Raw genomic sequence first — 23,735 nt, forward strand, 5'->3', positions numbered from 1 at the left:
CGCGAAAATGGCCTATCAACCCCAGGAAATCTTCTTCCGCTCCAACGCGCCCGTCACGGTCGATGAGGACCTTTGCATTGCCCACAAAGGATGCACCGTGTGCGTCGACGTGTGCCCGATGGACCTGCTGGCGATCAACCCGGCCACGCAAAAGGCCTACATGGCGTTTGACGAATGCTGGTATTGCATGCCGTGCGAAAAGGACTGCCCGACGGGCGCAGTGAAAGTCGAAATCCCTTATCTCCTGCGTTGACTGACAGGACGCCATCGCGGGCAAGCCCGGCTCCCACAGGTTTCTTTGGTGTCTGCAAAATTTTGGATTCAGCACAAATCACTGTGGGAGCGGGCTTGCCCGCGAAGAGGCCAGTCCAGACAACCACAAAGCCATCCGGCAACCACCGGACGCCTGATTCAAACACCCCTCGTTTCCCACCGCGCCCTGATCGTGGCGGAGACGAACATCCTATAAATGATTCGAGGGGATTTACCTATGTCTTTGCCAATATTGCTGCGTGCAGCATTTGCCGGTCTGGTACTGGCCTCATTCACCCTGTCGGCGTCGGCCGAAACCATCCGCATTGCCATCGGCACCCAGGACACCACCATCAACTGCGCCGCCGGCGGCCTGTTGATTCGCGAGCTGGGCTTGCTGGACAAATACCTGCCCCACGACGGCTCCTACAAAGACGCCAAGTACGATGTGGAGTGGAAGAACTTCACCAGCGGCGCGCCCCTGACCAACGAGATGGTCGCCGGCAAACTCGACTTCGGCGCCATGGCCGATTTCCCCGGTTCGTTCAACGGTGTGGCGTTCGAAACGGCGGGCAAGCACAGCCTGTTTATCAGCGTGCTGTCGGGTAGCATCAAGGGCAGTGGCAACGGCATCGTGGTGCCGAGCGCCTCGAGTGTGCAGTCGCTGGCCGAACTCAAGGGCAAGACCATTTCCGTGCCGTTCGCCTCGACGGCGCACGGCATGTTGCTGCGGGCCGTGGCTGCCCAAGGCTGGGACCCGCTGAAAGACGTGAACATCATCGCCCAGCCGCCGGAAGTTGCCGGCTCGGCCTTGCAGGCCGGGAAGATCGACGCCCACGCCGACTTCGTGCCGTTCGCCGAACTGTTCCCCAGCCGTGGTTTCGCTCGCAAGATCTATGACGGCGCCCAGGCCAATGCGCCGACTTTTCACGGTGCGTTAGTGGATCAGGCCTACGCGAAAAAGTACCCGGAAATTGTGGTGGCTTACCTGCGTGCAAGCATTGAAGCCAACCAGTTGCTCGCGGCTGAACCGGAGAAATACAGCGAGTTGATCGCCAAGGTCACCGGCGTCGATGCCGAGGTCAATTACCTGTTCCACGGTCCGCTGGGCGTGCAAACCCGCGACCTGAGCTGGAAGCCGGAATACCGTCAGGCCGTCGGGACGGCCATCGATACCCTCAAGCTGTTGAAGAAGGCTGATCGCGGGTTGGACCTCAATACCTTCATCGACGACCAATACATCCGCGCTGCATTCAAGGCCTCGAATCTGGATTACACCGCGCAACTGGCCAACTACGGACAGACGCCGCTCAAGGCGGTGGATGCGTCGAGCGGCAAAGCCATCACCGATTTCAGTCATGTGGCAGAGATCTGGGTGCGTGGCGAGCCGAAGGTTCGGCAGTACGCCTCGGCGGAGTCGGCGTTCACCGCGTTGGCCAGCCTGAAGCAGGAAGGCAAAAACATCCGCGCGGTGTATGCCCAGGCGAGTGACAGCGGGATCAAGTTGCTGGCGGATCAGGCGTGGTTTGCCAGTGATGTGAAAGGGCGCCTCAGCGCGTTTCTGCTCAAAGGCCAGGCCCAACAATTCGCCACGGCACAGGGCGGAAAAGTCTTCGACTTCACCGACGCTACCACCCAGGCCGTCGCCGTCCGCTAACCCCCGGAAACCGCAATCCCCTGTGGGAGCGGGCTTGCTCGCGAATGCGATTTTTCATTCAACATTGATGTCGACTGATCCATCGCATTCGCGAGCAAGCCCGCTCCCACAGGATCTCGGTTGAGAGGAAGTATTGTGTACAGATCCTATTTACGCTGGATCCCCCGAGCCGCTTCACTGCTGCTCTGCCTTGTATTCTGGCAACTCGCCGCCAGCCACCACTGGAACCTCGGCCTGGTCACCTTCGCCAATGTCCCGACGCCACTGGCGGTCATCGAAGCCGCCCTCGGCCTCGGCGACTCCGGCAAGCTCGCGCAACACCTCGGTAGCAGCCTCAGCCGGGTCTTCGCCGGTTACTTCGCGGCGCTGATCATCGGCATCGCGTTGGGCCTGGCCATCGGTCGCTCGAAATGGGCTGAAGACCTGCTGCTACCACCGCTGGAAGTCCTGCGCCCGATCCCCGCCGTGGCCTGGATTCCACTGGCGATCCTGATGTTCCCCTCGTCAGAGCTGTCGATGGTCTTCATCACCTTCACCGGCGCACTGTTCCCGATTTTGCTCAATACCGTGCATGGCGTCGAAGGCGTCGACCCACGGCTGATCGCCTCGGCGAAAAGCCTCGGGGCAGGGCGCCGGGCGATTCTGCTGGAGGTGATCCTGCCAGGCGCTGCGCCGAGCATCATCACCGGCCTGGCGATCGGCATGGGCACCTCATGGTTCTGCCTGGTGACCGCCGAAATGATCTCCGGCCAGTACGGCATCGGTTATTACACCTGGGAGTCCTACACCCTCCAGAACTACGCCGACATCGTGGTCGGCATGTTGCTGATCGGCGTACTGGGGATGGGCAGCAGCCTGCTGATCAAACGTCTGGGCGGGCTGTTCACGCCCTGGCACCGACCACGAGGAAAAGCCTGATGAGCGTGATGCAAACCCCTGAAGGACGGATCGACATCCGCCAACTGTCCATCGTCCTCGGCGAGGACAAGCAAGCCTTCGAAGCCGTGCAAGGTCTGGATTGCCAGATCGAGCCGGGGCAATTCGTGTGCATTCTCGGGCCGTCCGGTTGCGGCAAATCGACCCTGCTCGGTGCGCTGGCCGGTCATCTGCAACCGCGAACCGGCACCCTGAAAGTTGACGGTGCGCAGGTCCTGGGCCCATCGCCGCAGCGGGGCATGGTGTTCCAGCACCACACGCTGTTCCCTTGGCGCACCGTGCGCGACAACGTCGCTTTCGGCCTGAAAATGCGCGGCATCGGCAAAACCGAACGGCACCAGGCTGCCGACGAAATCCTTGCCCTGGTGGGCCTCGAAGGGTTTGCCGAGCGCTGGCCTGACCAACTCTCCGGTGGCATGCAGCAACGGGTCGAAATCGCCCGGGTGCTGATCAACCGCCCGCGCCTGTTGCTGATGGACGAACCCTTCGGCGCCCTCGATGCGCTGACCCGGTTGAACATGCAGGAGCTGCTGCTGGACATCTGGACGCGAATTCGCACTACCGTGGTGTTCGTCACCCATGACATCGATGAAGCGCTGTTCCTCGCCGATCGGCTGCTGGTCATGAGCTCGCGCCCGGGCCGGATCATCGAAGACCTGCGCCTCGATTTTCCACGGCCACGCACCACCGAACTGGTCACCAGCCACGAGTTCTCCCGCTTGAAGCGCCATTGCCTCGAATTACTGCGTCACGAAGACGGTCGGCAGTTACCGCGCCTGAACCCTCTCGGACTTCCCCTTGAAAACAAACTGCCGCGATTTGCCCTATGACCTCTCTATTTGATGTAACCGATAACGACGACATTCTCGCCCTGCAACCGCGCCTGAAGGATGAAGATCCCGGCGTGCGCAGAATTGCCCTGATCGAACTGGCCGACCTTGAAGAGCCGGACGGTTTGCTTTGGCTGGTCAATCGCCTTGCGCAAGACCCGACCGAAGAAGTCCGCGCCGAAGCCGCACGCTTGCTTGAAGCCTGGGAGGACACACCTGTGGTCGAAGCGCTGTGCCAGGCCCTGACCGATCCTTCCCAAGCTGTGCAAGCGGCCGCCGCGCAAAGCCTTAGCCTGCTCAAGACCGAGGCGGCGGGCAGGGTGATTCTGCCGTGGACCGGGCATACCGATATCAACGTGCGCATCGCCGCTTTCCGGGCACTGCGCGAGTTGCGCTTTCCCGATGCCGCCGCTGCCGCTTTAGGGGCATTGACCGATGAAGACGCCAGTGTTCGCCGCGAAGCCGTTGGTGTACTCGGCTGGCTCAAGCAACTCGATGCCTTGCCGGCCCTTGCCCGATTGGCCAGTGACGACCCGGACACCGAAGTCCGCCGCGCTGCCACCGGTGCCCTTGGCCTGGCCTCCGACGCCCACGTGCTGCCGGCGCTGCGCCAGGCCTTGCAGGACGCCGCCTGGCAAGTGCGCGAAGAAGCCGCCACCACGCTGGGCAAGGTCGGTCACGTCGACGCCGGGCCGGCCTTGGTCGAAGCCTTGAGTGACGCGTACTGGCAAGTGCGCCTGCGCGCCACCCGTAGCCTCGGTCGTTTGCGTTACGTCCCGGCCCTTGAAGCGTTGATCGAAACCCTCGGCCACCGCATCAGCAACCTGCGCAAGGAAGCCGCCCTGGCGCTCGGAGAGTTGAACGACCGAGGCGCCATCGCACCCTTGCAGGCCGCCCAGGATGACGGCGACCCGGAAGTGCGCAAAGCCGTGCGCATCGCCTTGAGTCAGCTGCAATGAACCCGGTGGCGATTGGCAATTCCCAAGGTAAACAGCAGCTGCGGTTGAACTGGCCGGATGGTCGCGAGCAGTTGTTGGGCCACGTTGAGTTGCGCCGCCAATGCCCGTGCTCGCAATGCCGGGCGTTTCGGTTGCAGGGGTTGAGGGTGAAAGTCGATCCTCGCATTCGAGTGACCGAACTGAACGCCCAGGGCTACGGCCTTCAACTCATCTTCAGCGATGGCCATGAGCGAGGCATCTATCCATGGCCCTACCTGGCACAACTCACCCCCGAACCTACTGAAATCTAATGTGGGAGCGGCGGTGCGACGATTCGACTTGCTCGCGAAGGCGGTGGGTCAGTCGACATCAATGTTGAATGTTGAACCGCATTCGCGAGCAAGCCCGCTCCCACATTTAATTGGTGTTTACCTCAGGTTGTGTGGTCGACCGCCAGCTGACTGGCGGTCCTTGCCAGAAAAAAGCCAAAAGAGTACAAATGTACTCCATGACGACTTTAACTCCCCGCCGTACCGCCATCCTGACCTTTATCCGCGATCGAATCGCCGAGCATGGCCAGTCCCCGAGCCTCGCTGAAATCAGCGAGGCGTTCGGTTTCGCCTCCCGCAGCGTGGCGCGCAAGCATGTGCTGGCGCTGACCGAGGCCGGTTTCATCGAGGTCAATGCGCATCAGGCCCGGGGCATTCGTTTGCTCGGGCAACCGGCGCGGCCCGAGTTGCTGGACATTCCGGTACTCGGCCGGGTGGCGGCGGGTGCGCCGATCGGTGCCGATGCCGAGGTTCACAGCCGCTTGCTGCTCGACCCGTCGATCTTCTCGCGGGTGCCCGATTACATGCTGCGGGTCCAGGGCGACTCGATGATCGAGGACGGCATTCTCGACGGCGATCTGGTGGGCGTGCACCGCAATCCCGAGGCGGTCAACGGCCAGATCGTCGTCGCACGGCTCGACGGCGAAGTCACCATCAAACGTTTCGAACGGGTCGGCGAGGTTGTCCGATTGCTGCCACGCAATCCGGCCTACAAGCCGATCATCGTCGACGCCAATCAGGACCTGGCCATCGAAGGGGTGTTCTGCGGTCTGGTGAGGCAAGGGTGATGGGCGCCGTCGTTGCGCTGGATACGCTGCTCAATGGCGGCCAGGTCTGGAAGGGCCGGCCTGCGCCCCCGGCCGTCAGCCCGCAACCCACCGGGCATGCCGCGCTGGATGCGGCGTTGCCTACGGGCGGTTGGCCGGAAGCGGCGCTGACCGAAATCCTTTTGGCCGGGCAGGGTGTTGGTGAGCTGCAACTGGTGTGGCCGGCGCTGGCGCGGTTGTCCGCCGCGGGCGAGCGCATCGTGCTGGTGGCGCCGCCTTACGTGCCATACCCCCAGGCCTGGCAGAACGCCGGGGTCGATCTGCGCCAGTTGTCGATCATCCAGGCCAGCGAGCGCGATGCCTTGTGGGCGGCGGAACAATGCCTGCGTTCGGGCAGTTGCGGCGCCGTGCTGTGCTGGCCGCACAAGGCCGATGACCGGGCGTTGCGGCGCTTGCAGGTGGCGGCGGAAACCGGCTCGACCCTGGCGTTTGCCTACCGCTCGATCAATGAGGCGATCAACCCTTCGCCAGCGGCGCTGCGCATCGCCATCGATGCCAGGCCTGCGCAATTGCGCGTACTCAAGTGCCGGGGCGGGTTGGCGCGTTCGGCGCTGATTGCCTTCCCCGTGGGACATTGAGGTTGCCATGCGCTGGGTCTGCATTCTCTTCCCGCAATTGGCGCTGGACGCGGTACTGCGTCAGCGCGCCGATCCCGATGAGCCGCTGGCGCTGCTGACCGGCCCGGCCCAGCGTCGGGTGTTGCAAGCGGTCAACGCTTCGGCCCGGGCGCTGGGCTTGCGTCCGGGCCAGTCGATGACCGCCGCCCAGGCCTTGAGCAAAGGGTTTGTCACGGCTGAATACGACGCTGCCGAGATCGAGCACTGGCAGCAGTTTCTGGCTGCCTGGGCTTATCGATTCAGTTCACAAGTCAGCGTGCATTACCCGCGTGCGGTGGTGTTTGAAATCGAGTCCAGCCTGGGATTGTTCGGCGCCTGGCCGCAATTCGAGGCGCGGTTGCGGACCGAACTCGGCGAGCTGGGGTTTCGCCATCGGATTGTTGCCGCGCCCAACCCGGTGGCCGCACGGGTGCTGGCCAACGCTTATGACGGTCTGGTGGTGCCCGACGATCAAGCCTTGCAACATTATCTAGGGCAGTTGCCCATCGACCGGATCGGGCTGGAAACCAGCGTTGCCACCGCGTTGTCGCGCATGGGGCTGCGCACCTTGAGTCAGGTTCAGGCGTTGCCTCGCCATAGCCTGGCCCGGCGTTTCGAGGCCCAGGTGCTCAAGCATCTGGACGCCTTGCTCGGGTTACGGCGGCTGGCGCTGGCGTTCTACCTGCCGGCGGACCGGTTCGATGTGCGCATCGAGCTCAACTTCGATGTGCAGTCCCATCAGGCGCTGCTGTTTCCGTTACGCCGATTGACCGGTGACCTGTCGGCATTTCTTTGCGGTCGGGACAGCGGCGTGCAGCGTTTTGACCTGCATTTGGAGCACGCCGGGTTGCCGGACACCGTCATCAAGGTCGGCCTGCTCAGCGCCGAACGTGATCCGGCGATGCTCTTTGAACTGGCCCGGGGCCGGTTGGAGCACGTCCAGGTCGAGGCCCCGGTGCGCGGTTTTCGCCTGCGCGCCGAAGACTTGCCGGCCTTCGTTCCCCAGTATCAGGAGCTGTTCGACGACCGCCCGCAACAATCCTTGCCGTGGGAGCAACTGCGCGAACGCTTGCGCGCGCGGTTGGGAGATGACGCGGTGCAGGGCTTGCGGTTCCAGGCCGATCACCGGCCGGAATGCGCGTGGCAGGCCAGTGTCGACAGTCAGCGCTGTGCAGGGCTGCCTGCCGTACAACGTCCGGGCTGGCTGCTGACTGAACCGCTGGCGGTGCCCGAAGGTTCGACGCGCATCCTGATGGGGCCGGAACGCATCGAGTCCGGTTGGTGGGACGGCGCCGATGTGCGCCGCGATTACTTCCTGATCGAAACCCGTTCCGGCCAGCAGGGCTGGGCCTATCGTGCGGTCGGTGAGGACGGCCCGTTGTGGCTGCAAGGCTGGTTCGCATGAGCATCGACTATGCCGAGCTGCACTGCCTGTCGAACTTCAGTTTTCAACGCGGTGCTTCCAGTGCCCTCGAACTCTTTCAGCGGGCGAAAAAGCAGGGCTATCAGGCCTTGGCGATCACCGATGAATGTACCCTGGCCGGTATCGTCCGCGCCTGGCAAGCGGCCAAAGCCGTGGAGCTGCCGCTGATCATCGGCAGCGAAGTGCGCATCGAGAACGGTCCGAAACTGGTGTTGCTGGTGGAAAGTCTCGAGGGTTACCAGACACTGTGCCGACTGATTACCCGAGCGCGGCGCCGCACGCAGAAAGGCCAGTATCAAGTGCTGCGGGAAGACTTCAGCGAACCTTTGCCGGGGCTGTTGGCGTTGTGGGTGCCGGACGCGGTCGATGACTTCGAACAGGGCCACTGGCTGAAACAGACCTTCGTCGATTGCCTGTGGCTGACCGTCCAGCTGCATCGCGGCCAGGACGATACCCGACGACTGGGCGCACTGCTGGCTCTGGCGAGGGAGCTGCGAATCCCGGCAGTGGCCAGCGGTGACGTGCACATGCACGCCCGTGGGCGACGCGCCTTGCAGGACACCATGACCGCGATCCGTCATCACCTGCCGGTGGCGGAGGCCGGGTTGCGTCTTCATCCCAATGGCGAGCGGCATTTACGCAGTCTCGATGCCCTGCAATCGATCTACCCGCAAACACTGCTCGACGAAACGCTGAACATCGCCCGGCGCTGCACCTTCGACCTCGGTCAGTTGCGTTATCAATATCCCCGAGAGTTGGTGCCGGAAGGCCAGACAGCCACGTCCTGGCTGCGTCATTTGACCGAAGAGGGCATCGCGTGGCGCTGGCCAAAAGGCCCGCAGGCCCAGGTGCTGACGCAGATCGACAAAGAACTGGAGCTGATCGCCGAGCTGGGCTACGAAAGCTATTTCCTGACGGTTCACGACATTGTGCGTTTCGCCCGTGAGCAAAAAATCCTGTGTCAGGGCCGTGGTTCGGCGGCCAACTCGGCGGTGTGCTTTGCCTTGGGCATCACGGAAATCGATCCGGATCGCACCACGCTGTTGTTCGAGCGCTTTCTCTCCAAAGAGCGCAACGAACCGCCGGACATCGACGTCGATTTCGAACACGAACGCCGTGAAGAAGTCCTGCAGTACGTGTTCCAGCGTTATGGCCGGACCCGCGCGGCGCTGACGGCGGTGGTCAGCACGTATCACGCGGCCGGCGCGGTGCGTGATGTGGCCAAGGCCTTGGGTTTGCCGCCGGATCAGATCAACGCCCTGGCCGATTGCTGTGGCCACTGGAGTGATGAAACACCGCCCGTGGAACGCCTGCTTGAAGGCGGGTTCGATCCCGAAAGCCCGGTGCTGCGCCGGGTGCTCAGCCTGACGGGGCAGCTGATCGGTTTTCCCCGACACCTGTCCCAGCACCCCGGCGGTTTCGTGATTTCCGAACAGCCTCTGGACAGCCTGGTCCCGGTGGAAAACGCCGCCATGGCCGAGCGCACCATCATCCAGTGGGACAAGGACGACCTCGATGCCGTCGGGCTGCTCAAGGTGGATATCCTGGCGTTGGGCATGCTCAGTGCGATCCGCCGCTGTTTCGATCTGTTGCGCCGTCATCGCCATCGGGACCTGAGCCTGGCGACGATCCCGTCCGAAGACTCGCAAACCTACGACATGATCGGCCGTGCCGACACCATTGGCGTGTTCCAGATCGAGTCCCGGGCGCAGATGTCGATGCTGCCGAGGCTCAAACCCCGGACCTTCTATGACCTGGTGATCGAGGTGGCGATCGTCCGTCCGGGGCCGATTCAGGGCGGGATGGTGCATCCGTACCTGCGACGCCGAAACAAGGAAGAACCCGAGATCTATCCGTCCCCGGCACTGGAAGTCGTGCTCAAGCGCACGCTGGGCGTGCCGCTGTTCCAGGAACAGGTGATGCAGATTGCGATTGTCGCCGCCGACTACAGCCCCGGCGAGGCCGATCAGTTGCGCCGCTCCATGGCTGCCTGGAAACGCCACGGCGGGCTGGAGCCGCACAAGGATCGTCTGGCCGCCGGGATGAAGAAAAACGGCTACACGGCCGAGTTTGCTGCGCAGATTTTCGAGCAGATCAAAGGCTTCGGCAGTTATGGTTTCCCCGAGTCCCACGCCGCCAGTTTCGCCTTGCTGACCTACGCCAGTTGCTGGTTGAAATGCCACGAGCCGGCGGCCTTCGCCTGTGCGCTGATCAACAGCTGGCCCATGGGTTTCTACAGCCCGGACCAGATTCTGCAGGACGCGCGCCGGCATCATTTGCAGATTCGCCCGGTGGACGTGCGCGCCAGCGATTGGGATTGCAGCCTCGAACCGATCACCGGTGCCCAGCCGGCGATCCGTATGGGGTTGCGGATGATCAAGGGCTTTCGCGAGGACGATGCCCGGCGCATCGAAACGGCGAGGTCGAAGGGGGCGTTTATCGACATTGCCGACCTCGGCGAACGGGCGCGACTCGATGCCCGCGCCCAGGAACAACTGGCCGATGCCGGTGCGCTGCGTGGACTGGCCGGCGACCGTCATCGGGCGCGCTGGGAAGTGGCGGGGGTGCAGAAACAGCTCGGCTTGTTTGCCGGTCTGCCGAGTCAGGAGGAGGGCGCGGTGTCGTTGCCCAAACCCACCGTTGGCGAGGACCTGCTAGCCGATTACAACAGTGTCGGCACCACGCTCGGTCCGCATCCGCTGGCTCTATTGCGGGGTGAATTGAAAGCCCGGCGCTGCCGCAGTTCGAAGGAGCTGCTGGAGGTTGAGCATGGGCGACCGGTCAGCGTCGCCGGGCTGGTAACCGGTCGACAACGCCCGGGCACCGCCAGTGGTGTGACCTTTGTCACCCTTGAAGATGAGTTCGGCAACGTCAACGTCATTGTCTGGCGCGACCTGGCCGACCGGCAGCGCCAGGTGTTGGTCGGCTCGCAATTGCTCAAGGTCGACGGGCGCTGGGAAAAGGAAGGCGAGGTGCGGCATTTGATTGCCGGACGGTTGAGCGACCTGAGTCCATTGCTGGATGGCATCAGCGTACGTAGCCGCGATTTCCGCTGATCTGTGCCTATACAACACCCTCTGTAGCAGCTCCTACAGATGTGTGTTTGCCAATCCACTGACGCCAATAAAAATTAAACACTGTCCTCCATGGTGGCACTTTGGCATAATGCCGGCCGCCGACGTCCCGCACGTCGATTGTCGATTTGATGCCCCCTCGCTTTTTTGCCGCTGCAACCCGCAGTGGCAAGCTATTGCCGTGCCGGGATAAACCGTTTTTCAAAAGGAATGCACAGTGAGAATGATCTCTCGGATGTTGGTATCGGCGGCAGCGGTTGCCGTTTTGGGCGCGATGGCCGGGTGTGCGACCGAAAGCTCGCGCGCCTTGCCGGTAGAAAAGGTCGAAAGCGCCAGCCTCGCTTATGCGGGCGTTCGCGTACCCATGGCGGTCGGCAAGTTCGACAACCGTTCGAGCTACATGCGCGGGATCTTTTCCGACGGTGTAGATCGCCTTGGCGGTCAGGCCAAGACCATCCTGATCACTCACTTGCAGCAAACCAACCGCTTCAGCGTGCTGGATCGCGACAACATGGGCGAGATCCAGCAGGAGGCCGCGATCAAGGGCCAGTCCCAGCGCCTCAAGGGGGCCGACTTTGTGGTCACTGGTGATGTCACCGAATTCGGCCGCAAAGAGACTGGCGATCACCAGTTGTTCGGCATTCTCGGTCGCGCCAAGACCCAGGTGGCCTACGCCAAGGTCAATTTGAACATCGTCAACATCAGCACCTCGGAAGTCGTTTATTCGACTCAGGGCGCGGGCGAATACGCCTTGTCCAACCGTGAAGTCATCGGCTTTGGCGGCACCGCTGCCTACGATTCGACCCTCAACGGCAAAGTGCTCGACCTGGCCATGCGCGAGGCGATCAATCGTCTGGTGGACGGCATGAATGCCGGTGCATGGAAACCGGGCAACTGATCAAGGTCGAAGACAAGGAGCGGTACAAGCATGTTCAAGATTTATGCGAAATGGGCGCTGATGGCGTCGACCGTGCTGGTCAGTGGCCTGTTGGCCGGCTGCAACAGCGGCCCGAAAACCCTTTACCAGTGGGAAAGCTACCAGCCGGAAGTCTACGAGTACTTCAAGGGTGAAGAGCCCAAGGAAGCTCAGGCCGAAGCCCTGGAGCGCGACTTGCAGAAAATCAGGTCCACCGGCAAGACGCCGCCGCCTGGCTACCACGCTCATTTGGGGTTGTTGTACCTGAGCATGGGCAAGGACGATCAGATGGTGCAGCAATTCAGAACCGAAAAGACGTTGTTCCCCGAGTCGACGCCGTACATGGACTTTCTGCTTAAAAACGCCAAGACCGGAGACACCCAATGATCGCGCGCTCATTGAAACTGATGGCCGGGCTACTGGCTCTGGCGGTACTCGGCGGTTGCGTCAGTCCCAAGACCGTGGACTATTCGGCATACAAGCAAAGTCGTCCGAAAACCATTCTGGTGCTGCCGCCGCTGAACAACTCGCCGGACGTCAAGGCGTCCTACAGCCTGTTGTCGCAGGTCACGTACCCATTGGCTGAAGCCGGTTACTACGTGCTGCCGATCGCCCTGGTCGATGAGACGTTCCGCCAGAATGGCTTGACCACACCGGCGGATATCCATCAGGCACCGGCCAACAAACTGCAAGAAATCTTCGGTGCCGATGCTGCGCTGTACATCACTGTGACGGACTATGGCACTCGCTACATGATCATCAACAGCGAAACCGTGGTTACGGCCAGCGCGAAACTGGTGGACCTCAAGAGCGGCACCACCCTGTGGACCGGCTCGGCTCGGGCTTCGAGCGAAGAGGGTGGCAATAACGGTGGCGGTGGTTTGATTGGCATGCTGATTACGGCTGCGGTCAAGCAAGTGATCAACAGTTCAACCGATGCCGGTCACCCGATTGCCGGTGTGACCAGCGCTCGGCTGCTGTCGGCAGGACAACCGGTGGGGTTGCTGTACGGACCGCGTTCGCCGAAATACGGCACTGACTGATGTCCGCAATCCCGTAGGAGCTGTCGAGTGAAACGAGGCTGCGATCTTTTGATCTTGTTTTTTAAAAGCAAAGTCAAAAGATCGCAGCCTCGTTTCACTCGACAGCTCCTGCAGGGTTTGGGTACGTGGGCAGAGTTCTATTTGGCTTCTGGCCAAAACCGCTCCCCACCCCCCGGCGCCTCCGTCCAGGCCTGCAACGACCGTGTCGGCAAATCGAAATAATCGCGCGTACGCGCATACCCATGCCCACCCATCCGGCCAATCGCATCCAGCCCCAACTGATCGATATACAAGGTTTTCGGGTCGATCAATTCATCCCGCACATGGGCCATCAGCACTTCGCCAAAGATGATCTCCCGTGACTGCCCGATGGACAGCGCCATCATCCTTCGGCACTCCAACGCGACCGGAGCTTCGCCAATCCGTGGGCATTTGACCGTGGTCCCGGGAATGGCAGTAAGGCCCGCAGCAGTCAGTTCGTCGAAACCGGGGGCGAACGGCACGGCGCAGACGTTCATGGCTTCCACCAGGGCATCGCTGACGATGTTCACGGTGAATTCCTGATTGAGCTGGATATTGCGCGTGGTGTCCTTGGGGCTTTGGTCGCCGTAGTTTTCCACGCCCAACGCGAGGATCGGCGGGTCGGCCGAGAGGGCGTTGAAGAAGCTGAAGGGCGCTGCGTTGATCCGACCTTCGCCGTCGATGGTGGTGACCAGGGCAATCGGCCGTGGCACCACGCTACCGATCAGAATCTTGTATTTGTCTCGCGGGCTCAATTGGCTGAAGTCGAAGCTTTGCATGGGCAGAATTCTCTAAAGAAGGGGATCAATCGCGCTCAGCGGCGCGCGTGCGCTGTAGTCGTCAGCGAACGGGATGGCCGGTTTGAACAGGTCTTTCCAGTCCGGTTGGCCGCAGGCCCGGTCGCTGTGGCTGCGCATCAGTTTTTCGAATTGTTGTTGGGCCTGGCGTTGCAGGGCGGGGTAGTCGACGCCTTGAACCTGACCGTCTTGCATCACGCAGCGGCCGTCGATGTAGCTGGCGATGCAGTCGTCACCGCGCCCGGCCAATACCAGGTTTTTCAGTGGGTCGAACAGCGGCCCCAAATGCAGGCCGCGAAGACTGAACACGGTGATGTCGGCCTTGGCGCCCGGTGCCAAACGGCCCAGATCATCGCGACCCAGGGCCTTGGCGCCGCCGAGGGTGGCGGCGTTGTACAAATCCAGGGTGCTGGTGAGCAAGTTCCCGCCCTCCATCAATCGCGCGATGTTGAGACCCTGGCGCATGTTTTCCAGCAAATCCGCCGGCCAGGTGTCGGTGCCCAGGGCGAAATTGATGCCCTTGGCCCGATAGCGACCGAAAGAGTTCAGTACCTCACCGTCACGGGCAAACACCACCGGGCAATGCACCAGACTCGTGCCGCCATCCACCACGCGTTGCAGATCGTCATCGCCTGAGGTGTAGATGCCGTGTGGCAGCAGACTGCGCGGGGTCAGCAGGTCCAGTTGCTGCAACCAACCCAGCGGCGAAGTACCGCGCAGTTGCTCGACCATCGCCACCTCACCGAGCCCCTGGCAACAATGCAAACGCATCGGCGCGTTCAGCTCCAGGCTGAGCGCGGCGGTGCGTAGCAGCAGGGCCGGGGTGCAGGTCTGGATGCGATCCGGCAGCAGCGCGCCGCGAATCAAACCCTCGTGCGCGCCGTCGAAATCATGGAAAAACCTGACAGCGGCATCGAGCCCGGCCATGCCTCGCGCTTCATCCCAGTGATGCCCGAGGGTTCCATCGGCGCGCCAGTAACTCATGCCGCTCATGTAGCAGGGGCCGAGGTAAGTCCGCAGCCCCAACTCGGCCGCCACACCGGCCACCGCAGAAAATTCGTCGTAGGTTTCGGCCCACTCGCGGTAATACATCGAGGTGATCGGCATGGCGGTGGTGATGCCGTTGCGGATCAACTGAGTGAAGGCGTAGCGGTATTTGAAAACTTCTTCATCAGGGCTGTAACTCTCCTGCGGACCGCTCGCCAGGTAGTCCCCGGACCACATCCGGCCCATGTCGCGTTCATCGCCGTTGTCCAGCGTCAGCACCGTCGAATCAAGATCCCCGAGCGCATCCAGATCGATGAAGCCCGGGCCGATCAACGCGTTGCCGTAATCGATCCACTGATCCACCGGCCCCGGATAATCGCGCCCGACAAACACGATGCGCGAACCTTCGAACACCACTTCGCCGTCGCGCCACAGCACATGCTGGGTGCCGTCGAACCCGACCACGCAACTGGCTTTCAATCCAATCCTTTTCACAAGCGACTTTCCAGCAGTCGGCCACCGGAGGCGATCAACTCACCACAGCGATAAACCTGCCGCACCGGTCGCGACACCACCGCCTCACCCAGCGTCTGCACCGGCATCAGCAGAAAGTCCGCTGGCGCACCGATCTGCACTCCATAACCTTCACAGCCCAACGCCCGAGCACCATTCACCGTCGCTGCTTCGAACGCCGCCGCCAGTTCATCGTCCTTGTTCAAGTCGAAACGAAACGCCAGCAGCATCGCCCGTTCCAGCATGTCGCCATTGCCCATGGGCGACCAGGCATCACGAATGCCGTCCGAACCCAGGCACACGTTCACCCCGGTCTCACGAAGGGCGAGGAACGGTGGCACCGCGCAATCGGCCGGTGCCGAACTCATCAGGGAAATGCCCAAGGCCGCCAAACGCTCGGCCACCGGTTTGACCTGACTCCACGGCAACATCCCAAGGCAGTAGGCGTGGCTGATCATCACCCGACCCTGACGCCCGAAGCGTTCGGTGTAGTCGGCGATCAGTGCGATCTGCCACAGGCCCAGTTCGCCCTTGTCGTGCAGGTGAATGTCGACGCCACGCTTGAATTCACTGGCCAGCTTAAACACGAAGTCGAGCTGGGCGATCGGGTCGTTGTCGATGCCGCACGGGTCGAGGCCGCCGACATTTTCCACGCCCAGGGCCATGGCTTCGCGCATCAGTTCGGCGGTGCCGGGGCGGCTGATCAGGCCGGTTTGCGGGAACACCACCAGTTGCAGGTCGATCAGGTCGCGGTAACTTTCGCGCAACTGTTGCATGGCCTCGACATGGCGCAGGCCGAATTCCGGGTCGATGTCGACGTGACAACGCATCGTCAGCGAGCCACGGGCGATGCAGTTTTCCAGCAGGGCGCCAGCGCGTTGAGCGATGGGCGCGTTGACTTCACGCAGCACGCGGCGCTCGTTGGCGATGTAGTCCTTGAGCGTCGGGCCGGCGCTGTTCGCACGCCAGGGTTGGCCCCAGAGGGTTTTGTCGAGGTGGACGTGGCTTTCAACCAGGGCAGGGGTGAGGAGCTGGTTTTGGCCGTCGATGTCGGTGGTGGTGAGGGCCGTGGCCGATGCCGGGCGGCGTTGCTTGAACAGGCCGTTTTCGATCAGCAGGTCTTCGGCGGTGGAGCCGTAGGGGCGCACGTTGCGTAGCCAGCGGGGTTGAGTCATTGCATACCTCTTTTTCAGAATTTAGAGCATCGGTGCCTGTGCTGGCCTCATCGTCGGAACGCCGCCCGGAGCAAGCTCGCTCCCACAGTGGTTTTGTGTTGAACATGGAATGTGTGAACAACCCAATACCCTGTAGGAGCGAGCTTGCTCGCGATGGCCGCGACTCGGTTTAAAGCCAGCCAATCAACCCTTGAGCTTCGACCAGATCCGGTCCTGCAGCTCACGCGCCTTGTTGCTGCACTCTTTCTCCGGGCGCAAGCGCGAGGCGAACTCATCGGGCATATTGATCGCGTCCATCACCCGCCATTTGGCGTCGATCAGTTTGTCGCTCTGGATACCGTTGTCGTAGGCGATGGCGTTGGACACGGCGGCGGCGTTTTCCGGTTTCATCATCCAGTCGATAAAGATCTTCGCGTTGCCGGGGTGCGGGGCGCTTTTCGGTACGGCGAAGTTGTCCTGGAACATCGCCAGGCCTTCGCGCGGGTACACGTACTTGATGGTGCTTTTTTGCAACGTGGCCCGGGCGGTGGAACCGTTCCAGTTCTGCATCATGATCACTTCACCGGAGGCCATGCGGTCGACGGTGTTGTCCGAGCTGTACATCTTCAAGTGCGGTTTCTGTTTTTGCAGTAGCTCCAGAATGCGCTTGGCGTCCTGCGGGTTTTCGCTGCATTCGTCGACGTTCAGGTAATGGCTGGCGGCGTTGATCACACTGCTGGAGGTGTCGAGGGCGGCGAGTTGGCCTTCGAGTTCCTTGCGCGGTTCGAAGAACTCTTTCCACGAATCGTCCAGCTTGCCGCCGGGCACCCGTGCGCTGTCATAGGAAAACCCGGTGGTGCCCCACAGGTACGGGGCGGAGAACTTGCGACCGGGGTCGAAACTCGGATCACGGAACGCCGGTTTGACGTACTGGAAGTTGGGCAGGGTCGACGCGTCGATTTGCAGTAGCAGGTTCTGGTTGATCAACGTGCGCATGATCGACTGCGATGGCACGATCACGTCGTACGCCGCGCCGCCGGCCTGCAACTTGGCCAGCAGGGTTTCGTTGCTGTCGTAGCCGTCCATGGTGACCTTGATCCCGGTCTCCTTTTCGAACTTGGCCAGCAGTTCCACCGGGTAATAGTCGGTCCAGTTGTAGAAGAACAATTCCTTGGGTTCGGCGGCCTGGGTGTTGAACGCCGTGAAGCAACTCAGGGCCAGACCGGCGACAGCGAAACGCATGCTTTTGATGTTCATAGATGTACGCTCCAGAAGTACCACGAAGGACAAAGGCTCATTGGTTTTTGCCGCGCTGTCCCAGCCAGAAGGCCAGTACCACCAGCACGATGGAAATCACCAGCATCAGGGTCGAGATCGCGTTGATCTCCGGCGTGACACCGGACTTGATCGCCGAGAAGATGTACACCGGCAACGTCGTCGAACCGGGTCCGGCAACGAAGAAGGTCATGATGAAATCGTCGAGGCTGACCACGAACGCCAGCACCGAACCGGACAACACTGCCGGCCACAGCAGCGGCAGCGTCACTCGACGAAATACTTGCCACGGGTTGGCGTACAAATCGTTCGCCGCCTCCAGCAAGCTCTTGTCGAGGTCATTGAGCCGTGCACGGATCGGCAGGTAGGCGAAAGGAATGCAGAAGCCGATGTGCGCAACAATCACCGTCAGCAAACCGAGCTTGATCCCCAGCGCCATGAACAGCAGCAGAGTGGCCACGGCGGTGACGATCTCCGGCAGGATCAGCGGCAGGTTGATCCCGCCCTCGACCATCTTCTGTCCATAGAACGGCCGGTACGTCGCCAGCGCTGCGAGCAACGCAATGGCCGTGGCGCAGACTGTGGCGATGCCGGCGACGATGATCGAGTTCAGCGCGGCGGTCTGGATCGACGGGTTGGCCAGAATCCTTCCGTACCAGGCGAACGAGAACTCGGTCCACACCGTCGCCGAACGGTTGGCGTTGAAGCTGTGGGCGATCAGCACGAAGATCGGCACGTACAGATAGGCCAGGATCAACAGGCTGACTTCCCGGGTCAGGGGCAGTTTTTTCAGGTGCAGGGCGATCATGCGGTGGCTCCCCGATGCAGGGTTTTAGCGGTGCTGCGGCTATAAAGGGCGTAAAGCACCAGGGACAGCAGCAGAATTCCCAGCAGCAGGAACGACAGCGAACTGCCCAGCGGCCAGTTACGCGCGGTGCCGAACTGTTGCTGGATCAGGTTGCCGATCATCAGCGTCTTGCCGCCGCCGAGAATCGCCGGGGTGATGAAGGCACCGAGGCTCGGCACGAACACCAGCAGCGCGCCGGCAATCACGCCGGGCATCGACAGCGGCAGGATGATCCGCCGCAACGCGTGCCAGCGATTGGCACCGAGGTCGTAAGCCGCTTCCACCAGGCGCCAGTCGAGTTTTTCCAGGGTCGAGTAGATCGGCAAAATCATGAACGGCAGGAAGCTGTAAACCAGCCCGACGCTGACCGCGAAGTCGTTGTAGAGCAGGGTGATGCCGCCCGCCTGCGGGAACAGCGCATTAATGCTTTGGGCGACCCAGCCGTGTTCGCGCAGGATGATCAGCCAGGCGTAGTTGCGGATCAGCAGGTTGGTCCAGAACGGAATGGTGATCAGCAACACCATGAGGTTGCGCCGACGTGGTGTCAGGCTCGACATCCACAAGGCCACCGGGAAGCCGAACAGGAAACACAGCAACGTGGTGCCACCGGCCTGGAACACCGAGCGCAACAGCGCCTGGGCATAGACCCAGTTCAGTTCCAGTTCACCGTCGAAACCTTCCTGGAAAAACAGCTGCACGTAGCTTTGCAATTGCCAGTTGGCCTGCCAGTCGACGCCGCCATACACATTGCGCGGCAACAGGCTGATGTAGCCCATGATGCCGAGCGGAATGGCGATCAGCGCCAGCAAAGTCAGAACCACCGGGCTGAGCAACAGCGCACGGTTGAGGGCGGGAGAAGTGCTGCTGACGCTCATCTCAGGCCTCCATCAACAGGCAGGCGTGGGGCGGCAGGTTGACCGCGATGCGATCGCCGACCACCCGGCCGCGGTTCAGGCCTTCGTTGTTCTCGCGTAGCATGACCTTGATGTCGTTGTTCAACCGGCACTGGTAAAGGGTCGCGGTGCCGACATACAACACCGCTTCAATCACGCCGCGCAGGTGATGCGGTTGCGCCGGGTCGACCAATTGCGAACGTTCCGGACGGAACGCCAGTTGCACGCTGGCGCCGTCGAAGCCTTGAGCCGGGCAAGGGATTTCCACTGGCATGCCGCTCGGCACGAACAGTTTTTCGTTCTGCTGGCCGCGCTTGAGGTGACCGGGGAGGAAGTTAATGTCGCCGATAAACTGAGCAACGAAGCGATGCTGCGGCCGTTCGTAGATATCGTTCGGTGTGCCGATTTGCAGGATCTTGCCGGCGGACATCACGGCGATGCGGTCGGACAGCGTCAGCGCTTCTTCCTGATCGTGGGTGACGAAAATGAAGGTGATCCCGGCTTCCTTCTGTACGCGCTTGAGTTCGACCTGCATTTCCTTGCGCAGCTTCAAGTCCAGCGCCGACAGCGGTTCGTCGAGCAACAGCACTTTGGGTTTCGGCGCCAGGGCCCGGGCCAGGGCTACGCGCTGCTGCTGGCCGCCGGACAGCTCGGCCGGTTTGCGCTGGGCCAGGTGTTGCATTTGCACCAGCGCGAGCATCTCATCGACCCGTTGCGGGATGAGCTTGCGATCAAGACCCTGCATCTCGAGGCCGAAGGCGATATTCTGCGCGACGCTCATGTGCGGAAACAGCGCGTAGCTCTGGAAGACGGTGTTGACCCGGCGCTTGAACGGTGGCAAATCATTGACCGGTTCGCCTGCCAGACGAATCTCGCCTTCGCTGACCTGTTCGAAGCCGGCGATGGTCCGCAACAAAGTGGTCTTGCCGCAGCCGGAAGGGCCGAGCAGGGTGAAGAATTCATTGTCGGCAATGTCGACTGAAACGTTGTCGAGGGCTGGAGCCAGCCCCGGATCGTCGGAATACCGCTTGGAGACGTTACGCACTTCAATCGCTGTTGGATGACCCATATTGGTGCATTCCTCTAATTATTGTATGCAATATCTGGATGCAATCTAGAAATAACCGGATTAATCTGCTCGTGCAACCCCCTTTTTCAAAGGCTGCTCATCGCCTGGGGCCGGTTGTTTAGTGCTAAAGGAGTGTTCAGATGACCGAGAAAAAACTCGAGACCACGGTCGACCGCGTCTACCAAGGGGTTTACGAGGCGATCAGCAAACGTTCATTGCGTCCCGGGATGAAGCTCGGCGAAGCCTCATTGGCCGAACTTTTTAATGTCAGCCGGACGTCGGTTCGTGCCGCGCTCAAACAGTTGGAGGCCGATGGCCTGGTCACCACCGAGCCCAACAAAGGAGCGTCGGTGTCGTTGCCCAGTGATGAGGAGATCCGTTCGCTGTTTGAAACGAGGCGCCTGATCGAGATCGGCATCGTCACTGAGCTCTGTCGTCGTCGTGATACTGCCGTGACCCAGGACCTGCGTGATCACCTGTTACTGGAGGATGAAGCGCACCGCAGCGGCGACCATGAACGGTTGATTCATCTGCTTGGCGAGTTCCACATCAAGCTCGCGCAAAGCCTGAACAACCCGGTGTTGCTGGACTGGTTCCGCAAGCTGATTTCCCGCGCCTCGCTGTACGCCGCCGCGCTGGATGACGACAGTCATGAAGCCTGCCGCGATGATGAACACCTGCGGTTGATCGAGTTCATCGAAGCGGGCAATCAGAGCGCTGCGATCGAACTGACCTGCATGCATTTGAATGGTATCGAGAAGGCCATTCTCGACGTCGCCGCCACGTTGAAAACCGGCTACCACCCGCTCAAGCACCTGATCGAGGTTTAGTCGCGAGATCCGTAGCAGCTGCCGAGCTGCGCGAGGCTGCGTTCGGCTGCGAAGCAGTCGTGAAATCAAACACCTCGGTGTGTCAGGACAAACTCGCATGCAGGGTTTACGACTGCTTCGCAGCCGAACGCAGCCTCGCAGGCTCGGCAGCTGCTACAAGGTTCGTCCGCAGGGCAAACTCCCTCGCCACAAAAGCCTGGATGAGGTGAATTAGCTAACCTCTATGAAACCATTGGCGAAGGCGGTGCTCGAAACAAACGGGCACGCACCGTCCTCATGCCGTTGCGATCCCTTAAGCCAGTCATCTACAGGGATACAGAGTCAGTCGATGCAGTTTCTAGACGATAGCCATGGGTGTGCAGGCTGGAACGGTGAAATGGCTGGGCGCATCCGCGCGTTCGACTGGAGTCTGACTGAGCTTGGGGACATGGACACCTGGCCCGCAAGCCTGTGCAGCGCGGTGCAGTTGATGCTCGCGTCGCCACTGCCGATGGTGATGCTATGGGGCCGGCAGGGTTACATGATCTATAACGACGCGTACTCGACGTTCGCCGGTGGCCGCCATCCTTACCTGTTGGGTTCCCCGGTGGAACTGGGTTGGCCGGAAGTCGCCGACTTCAATCGGCATGTGGTCGATACCTGCCTGGCCGGCGGCACCTTGTCCTATCGCAACAAAGTCCTGGAGTTGCTGCGCGACGGGGTTCCCGAAGACGTCTGGCTGGACCTCTATTACAGCCCGGTCGCTGATGACGACGGGAAACCGGCCGGGGTCATGGCGATAGTGGTCGAGACCACCGAGCATGTGATTTCCGAACGCCGTCGTCAGGCCGCCGAGGACGCCTATCACGCCGACAACGAACGGGTGCGCCTGGCGCTCAATGCCGGGGCTTTGCTCGGCTCGTTCGTCTGGGACATCAAGGGCAATGCGCTCTCCGGTGACGAGCGTTTCGCCCGCACCTTTTCGTACCCGCCGGAGCAGAACCTGGCCGACCTGCCAACGGACATCGCCGAAGCACGGATCCATCCCGATGACCGCAGCTGGGTGCAGGAGCAGATCAACCAATCAGTGGAAACCGGCGAACCCTTTAACGCCGAGTATCGGGTCCTGCGCCCGGATGGCAGTTATCTGTGGGTGCAGGCGAGTGGTGGCTGCGAGTTCAATCAGCAGGGCGAACCGTTCCGTTTTCCCGGGGTCTTGATCGACATCCACGAACGCAAGACCGCCGAAGAATCCCTGCTCAAGTTCACCCGCAATCTGGAGCAACGCGTTGCCGACGAAGTCGAGGCGCGGCTGGCCGCTGAAGAACAATTGCGTCAATCGCAGAAACTCGAAGCCATTGGTGGCCTCACCGGCGGCGTGGCCCATGACTTCAACAACTTGTTGCAGGTGATCGCCGGCAACCTGCACTTGCTGGCGCGGCATGAGCCGGACAATGCCAACGTGCAGCGCCGCGTCAGTGCGTCGATTGCCGCAGTCGAGCGCGGCGCCAAACTGTCTTCGCAATTGCTCGCGTTCGCCCGTCGTCAGCCCTTGTCGCCAGCGGTCTGCGACCTGCGGCAGGTCTTCGATGGACTCGGGGAATTGTTGCAGCGGGCGCTGGGGGAAACCATTCAGATCAACTTCACCGCTGCGGAAGCTCTTTGGCACATCTACGTGGACCACAATCAACTGGAAAACGCCATCCTCAATCTGGCGATCAATGCCCGGGACGCCATGAACGGCGAGGGGACCATTGACCTGAGCGCCGAGAACATCGCCCTTGACAGCAAGTTTTGTGCAGGCAAGGGCATCGTCGCCGGCGACTATGTCTGCGTAGCGGTGGCTGACAGGGGTATCGGCATGTCGCCACAGGTGCTCGCGCAGGCTTTCGAACCGTTTTTTACCACCAAGGCCGATGGCCAGGGCACGGGTCTGGGCCTGAGCATGGTGTTCGGTTTCGTCAAGCAAAGTGGTGGGCATATCGAGATTTCCAGCGTGGTCGGGCAGGGCACTCGAGTGCAGCTGTATTTCCCTCGCAGCCTGCGCCCGATGCTCAACGAAACGACACGTCATGACCCGCAACAGCGAGGCGGACACGAAACCATTCTGGTGGTCGAGGACAACGAGGCGGTGCGCAGCGCAGCGGTGGAGTTACTGCGTGAAGAGGGTTATCAAGTGCTGACGGCGGCCAACGGCGACGCCGCGATGCAGATGTTGCTGGATGGCGCCGTGGTCGACCTGATTTTCACCGACGTGGTCATGCCCGGCCTGATCAAAAGCTCGGACCTGGCCGCCTGGGCCAAGATGCAGACGCCGCCGCTGGCCGTGCTGTTCACCTCGGGCCACACCCGTGACATTATTTCGCGCAATCACCAACTCAGCCCCGACACTTACTTGCTGAGCAAACCCTATGGTCCCGAGGCGCTGACCCAAATGGTCCGCACCGTGCTAAACGGCTGAGAACAGCCCCCCTGTAGGAGCTGCCGCAGGCTGCGATCTTTTGATCTTATGGCGGTCTTGACATTGCCAGGATCAAGATCAAAAGATC

General features: G+C 61.5%; 22 protein-coding genes. 15 read left to right on the forward strand and 7 right to left on the reverse strand.

The features are described 5' to 3' along the window. Positions 1-7: 7 nt before the first annotated feature. From CUN63_RS25640 to CUN63_RS25710, 13 genes are all read left to right on the forward strand, one after another. The gene (locus tag CUN63_RS25640) at positions 8-253 is read left to right on the forward strand and encodes a ferredoxin family protein (protein ID WP_007946457.1); all 246 of its coding nucleotides are present in this window, start codon (positions 8-10) and stop codon (positions 251-253) included. A 249-nt stretch (positions 254-502) separates the two neighbouring features. After that, positions 503-1,909, forward strand: a complete 1,407-nt coding sequence (locus CUN63_RS25645) for an ABC transporter substrate-binding protein (protein ID WP_165353331.1) — start codon at positions 503-505, stop codon at positions 1,907-1,909. A gap of 135 nt (positions 1,910-2,044) precedes the next feature. Then, positions 2,045-2,827: an ABC transporter permease gene (locus tag CUN63_RS25655; protein ID WP_129443569.1), complete on the forward strand. Its 783-nt coding sequence runs from the start codon at positions 2,045-2,047 to the stop codon at positions 2,825-2,827. Then, positions 2,827-3,675 (forward strand): ABC transporter ATP-binding protein, encoded by an 849-nt coding sequence (locus CUN63_RS25660; protein ID WP_129443571.1) that lies wholly within the window; start codon positions 2,827-2,829, stop codon positions 3,673-3,675. The genes CUN63_RS25655 and CUN63_RS25660 overlap by 1 nt, the downstream gene beginning before the upstream one ends. Next, on the forward strand, positions 3,672-4,634 hold the full coding sequence (locus tag CUN63_RS25665) for a HEAT repeat domain-containing protein (protein WP_129443573.1): 963 nt from the start codon (positions 3,672-3,674) through the stop codon (positions 4,632-4,634). The genes CUN63_RS25660 and CUN63_RS25665 overlap by 4 nt, the downstream gene beginning before the upstream one ends. After that, positions 4,631-4,924: a DUF971 domain-containing protein gene (locus CUN63_RS25670; RefSeq protein ID WP_129443575.1), complete on the forward strand. Its 294-nt coding sequence runs from the start codon at positions 4,631-4,633 to the stop codon at positions 4,922-4,924. Before CUN63_RS25665 ends, CUN63_RS25670 begins: the two co-directional genes overlap by 4 nt. Before the next feature lie 188 nt (positions 4,925-5,112). Then, entirely contained in the window at positions 5,113-5,730 is a 618-nt protein-coding gene (gene lexA / locus CUN63_RS25680) for a transcriptional repressor LexA (RefSeq protein ID WP_129443577.1), read from the forward strand. Beyond that, positions 5,730-6,347, forward strand: coding sequence for a translesion DNA synthesis-associated protein ImuA (imuA, locus tag CUN63_RS25685; RefSeq protein WP_129443579.1), 618 nt, complete (start codon positions 5,730-5,732; stop codon positions 6,345-6,347). The genes lexA and imuA overlap by 1 nt, the downstream gene beginning before the upstream one ends. A 7-nt stretch (positions 6,348-6,354) precedes the next feature. After that, positions 6,355-7,770: a DNA polymerase Y family protein gene (locus tag CUN63_RS25690; RefSeq protein WP_129443581.1), complete on the forward strand. Its 1,416-nt coding sequence runs from the start codon at positions 6,355-6,357 to the stop codon at positions 7,768-7,770. Then, complete coding sequence (locus CUN63_RS25695) at positions 7,746-10,844, forward strand: error-prone DNA polymerase (RefSeq protein ID WP_165353283.1); 3,099 nt, start codon at positions 7,746-7,748, stop codon at positions 10,842-10,844. The genes CUN63_RS25690 and CUN63_RS25695 overlap by 25 nt, the downstream gene beginning before the upstream one ends. A gap of 241 nt (positions 10,845-11,085) precedes the next feature. Next, positions 11,086-11,760 carry a CsgG/HfaB family protein gene (locus CUN63_RS25700; RefSeq protein ID WP_165353332.1) on the forward strand — a complete coding sequence of 225 codons (675 nt, stop codon included), beginning with the start codon at positions 11,086-11,088 and terminating at the stop codon, positions 11,758-11,760. A 60-nt stretch (positions 11,761-11,820) separates the two neighbouring features. Next, entirely contained in the window at positions 11,821-12,165 is a 345-nt protein-coding gene (locus CUN63_RS25705; RefSeq protein WP_371925536.1) for a DUF4810 domain-containing protein, read from the forward strand. Beyond that, entirely contained in the window at positions 12,162-12,821 is a 660-nt protein-coding gene (locus CUN63_RS25710) for a DUF799 domain-containing protein (RefSeq protein WP_129443587.1), read from the forward strand. The genes CUN63_RS25705 and CUN63_RS25710 overlap by 4 nt, the downstream gene beginning before the upstream one ends. Positions 12,822-12,958: 137 nt before the next feature. Here CUN63_RS25710 and CUN63_RS25715 read toward each other — a convergent pair whose 3' ends face one another. From CUN63_RS25715 to CUN63_RS25745, 7 genes are all read right to left on the reverse strand, one after another. Next, entirely contained in the window at positions 12,959-13,621 is a 663-nt protein-coding gene (locus tag CUN63_RS25715; RefSeq protein ID WP_129443589.1) for a flavin reductase family protein, read from the reverse strand. A 12-nt stretch (positions 13,622-13,633) separates the two neighbouring features. Further along, positions 13,634-15,121, reverse strand: coding sequence for an amidohydrolase family protein (locus CUN63_RS25720; RefSeq protein ID WP_129443590.1), 1,488 nt, complete (start codon positions 15,119-15,121; stop codon positions 13,634-13,636). Continuing rightward, on the reverse strand, positions 15,118-16,314 hold the full coding sequence (locus CUN63_RS25725) for an amidohydrolase family protein (protein ID WP_129443592.1): 1,197 nt from the start codon (positions 16,312-16,314) through the stop codon (positions 15,118-15,120). The genes CUN63_RS25720 and CUN63_RS25725 overlap by 4 nt, the downstream gene beginning before the upstream one ends. A gap of 183 nt (positions 16,315-16,497) precedes the next feature. Continuing rightward, positions 16,498-17,550 (reverse strand): extracellular solute-binding protein, encoded by a 1,053-nt coding sequence (locus CUN63_RS25730; protein WP_129443594.1) that lies wholly within the window; start codon positions 17,548-17,550, stop codon positions 16,498-16,500. 37 nt (positions 17,551-17,587) lie between these two features. Continuing rightward, a complete protein-coding gene (locus CUN63_RS25735) occupies positions 17,588-18,376 on the reverse strand; it encodes an ABC transporter permease (RefSeq protein ID WP_129443596.1) in 789 nt (262 codons plus the stop codon). After that, positions 18,373-19,290: an ABC transporter permease gene (locus CUN63_RS25740; RefSeq protein WP_129443598.1), complete on the reverse strand. Its 918-nt coding sequence runs from the start codon at positions 19,288-19,290 to the stop codon at positions 18,373-18,375. Before CUN63_RS25740 ends, CUN63_RS25735 begins: the two co-directional genes overlap by 4 nt. Position 19,291: 1 nt before the next feature. Beyond that, the gene (locus tag CUN63_RS25745; RefSeq protein ID WP_129443600.1) at positions 19,292-20,377 is read right to left on the reverse strand and encodes an ABC transporter ATP-binding protein; all 1,086 of its coding nucleotides are present in this window, start codon (positions 20,375-20,377) and stop codon (positions 19,292-19,294) included. 140 nt (positions 20,378-20,517) lie between these two features. Between CUN63_RS25745 and CUN63_RS25750 the strand changes: the two genes are divergently transcribed. After that, entirely contained in the window at positions 20,518-21,207 is a 690-nt protein-coding gene (locus CUN63_RS25750; protein ID WP_129443602.1) for a GntR family transcriptional regulator, read from the forward strand. Between the two features lie 328 nt (positions 21,208-21,535). Beyond that, positions 21,536-23,647 carry a PAS domain-containing sensor histidine kinase gene (locus CUN63_RS25760; RefSeq protein ID WP_129443604.1) on the forward strand — a complete coding sequence of 704 codons (2,112 nt, stop codon included), beginning with the start codon at positions 21,536-21,538 and terminating at the stop codon, positions 23,645-23,647. Positions 23,648-23,735 lie beyond the last annotated feature (88 nt).

Source organism: Pseudomonas sp. ACM7 (genome assembly GCF_004136015.1).
Classification (GTDB): Bacteria; Pseudomonadota; Gammaproteobacteria; order Pseudomonadales; family Pseudomonadaceae; genus Aquipseudomonas; species Aquipseudomonas frigoris.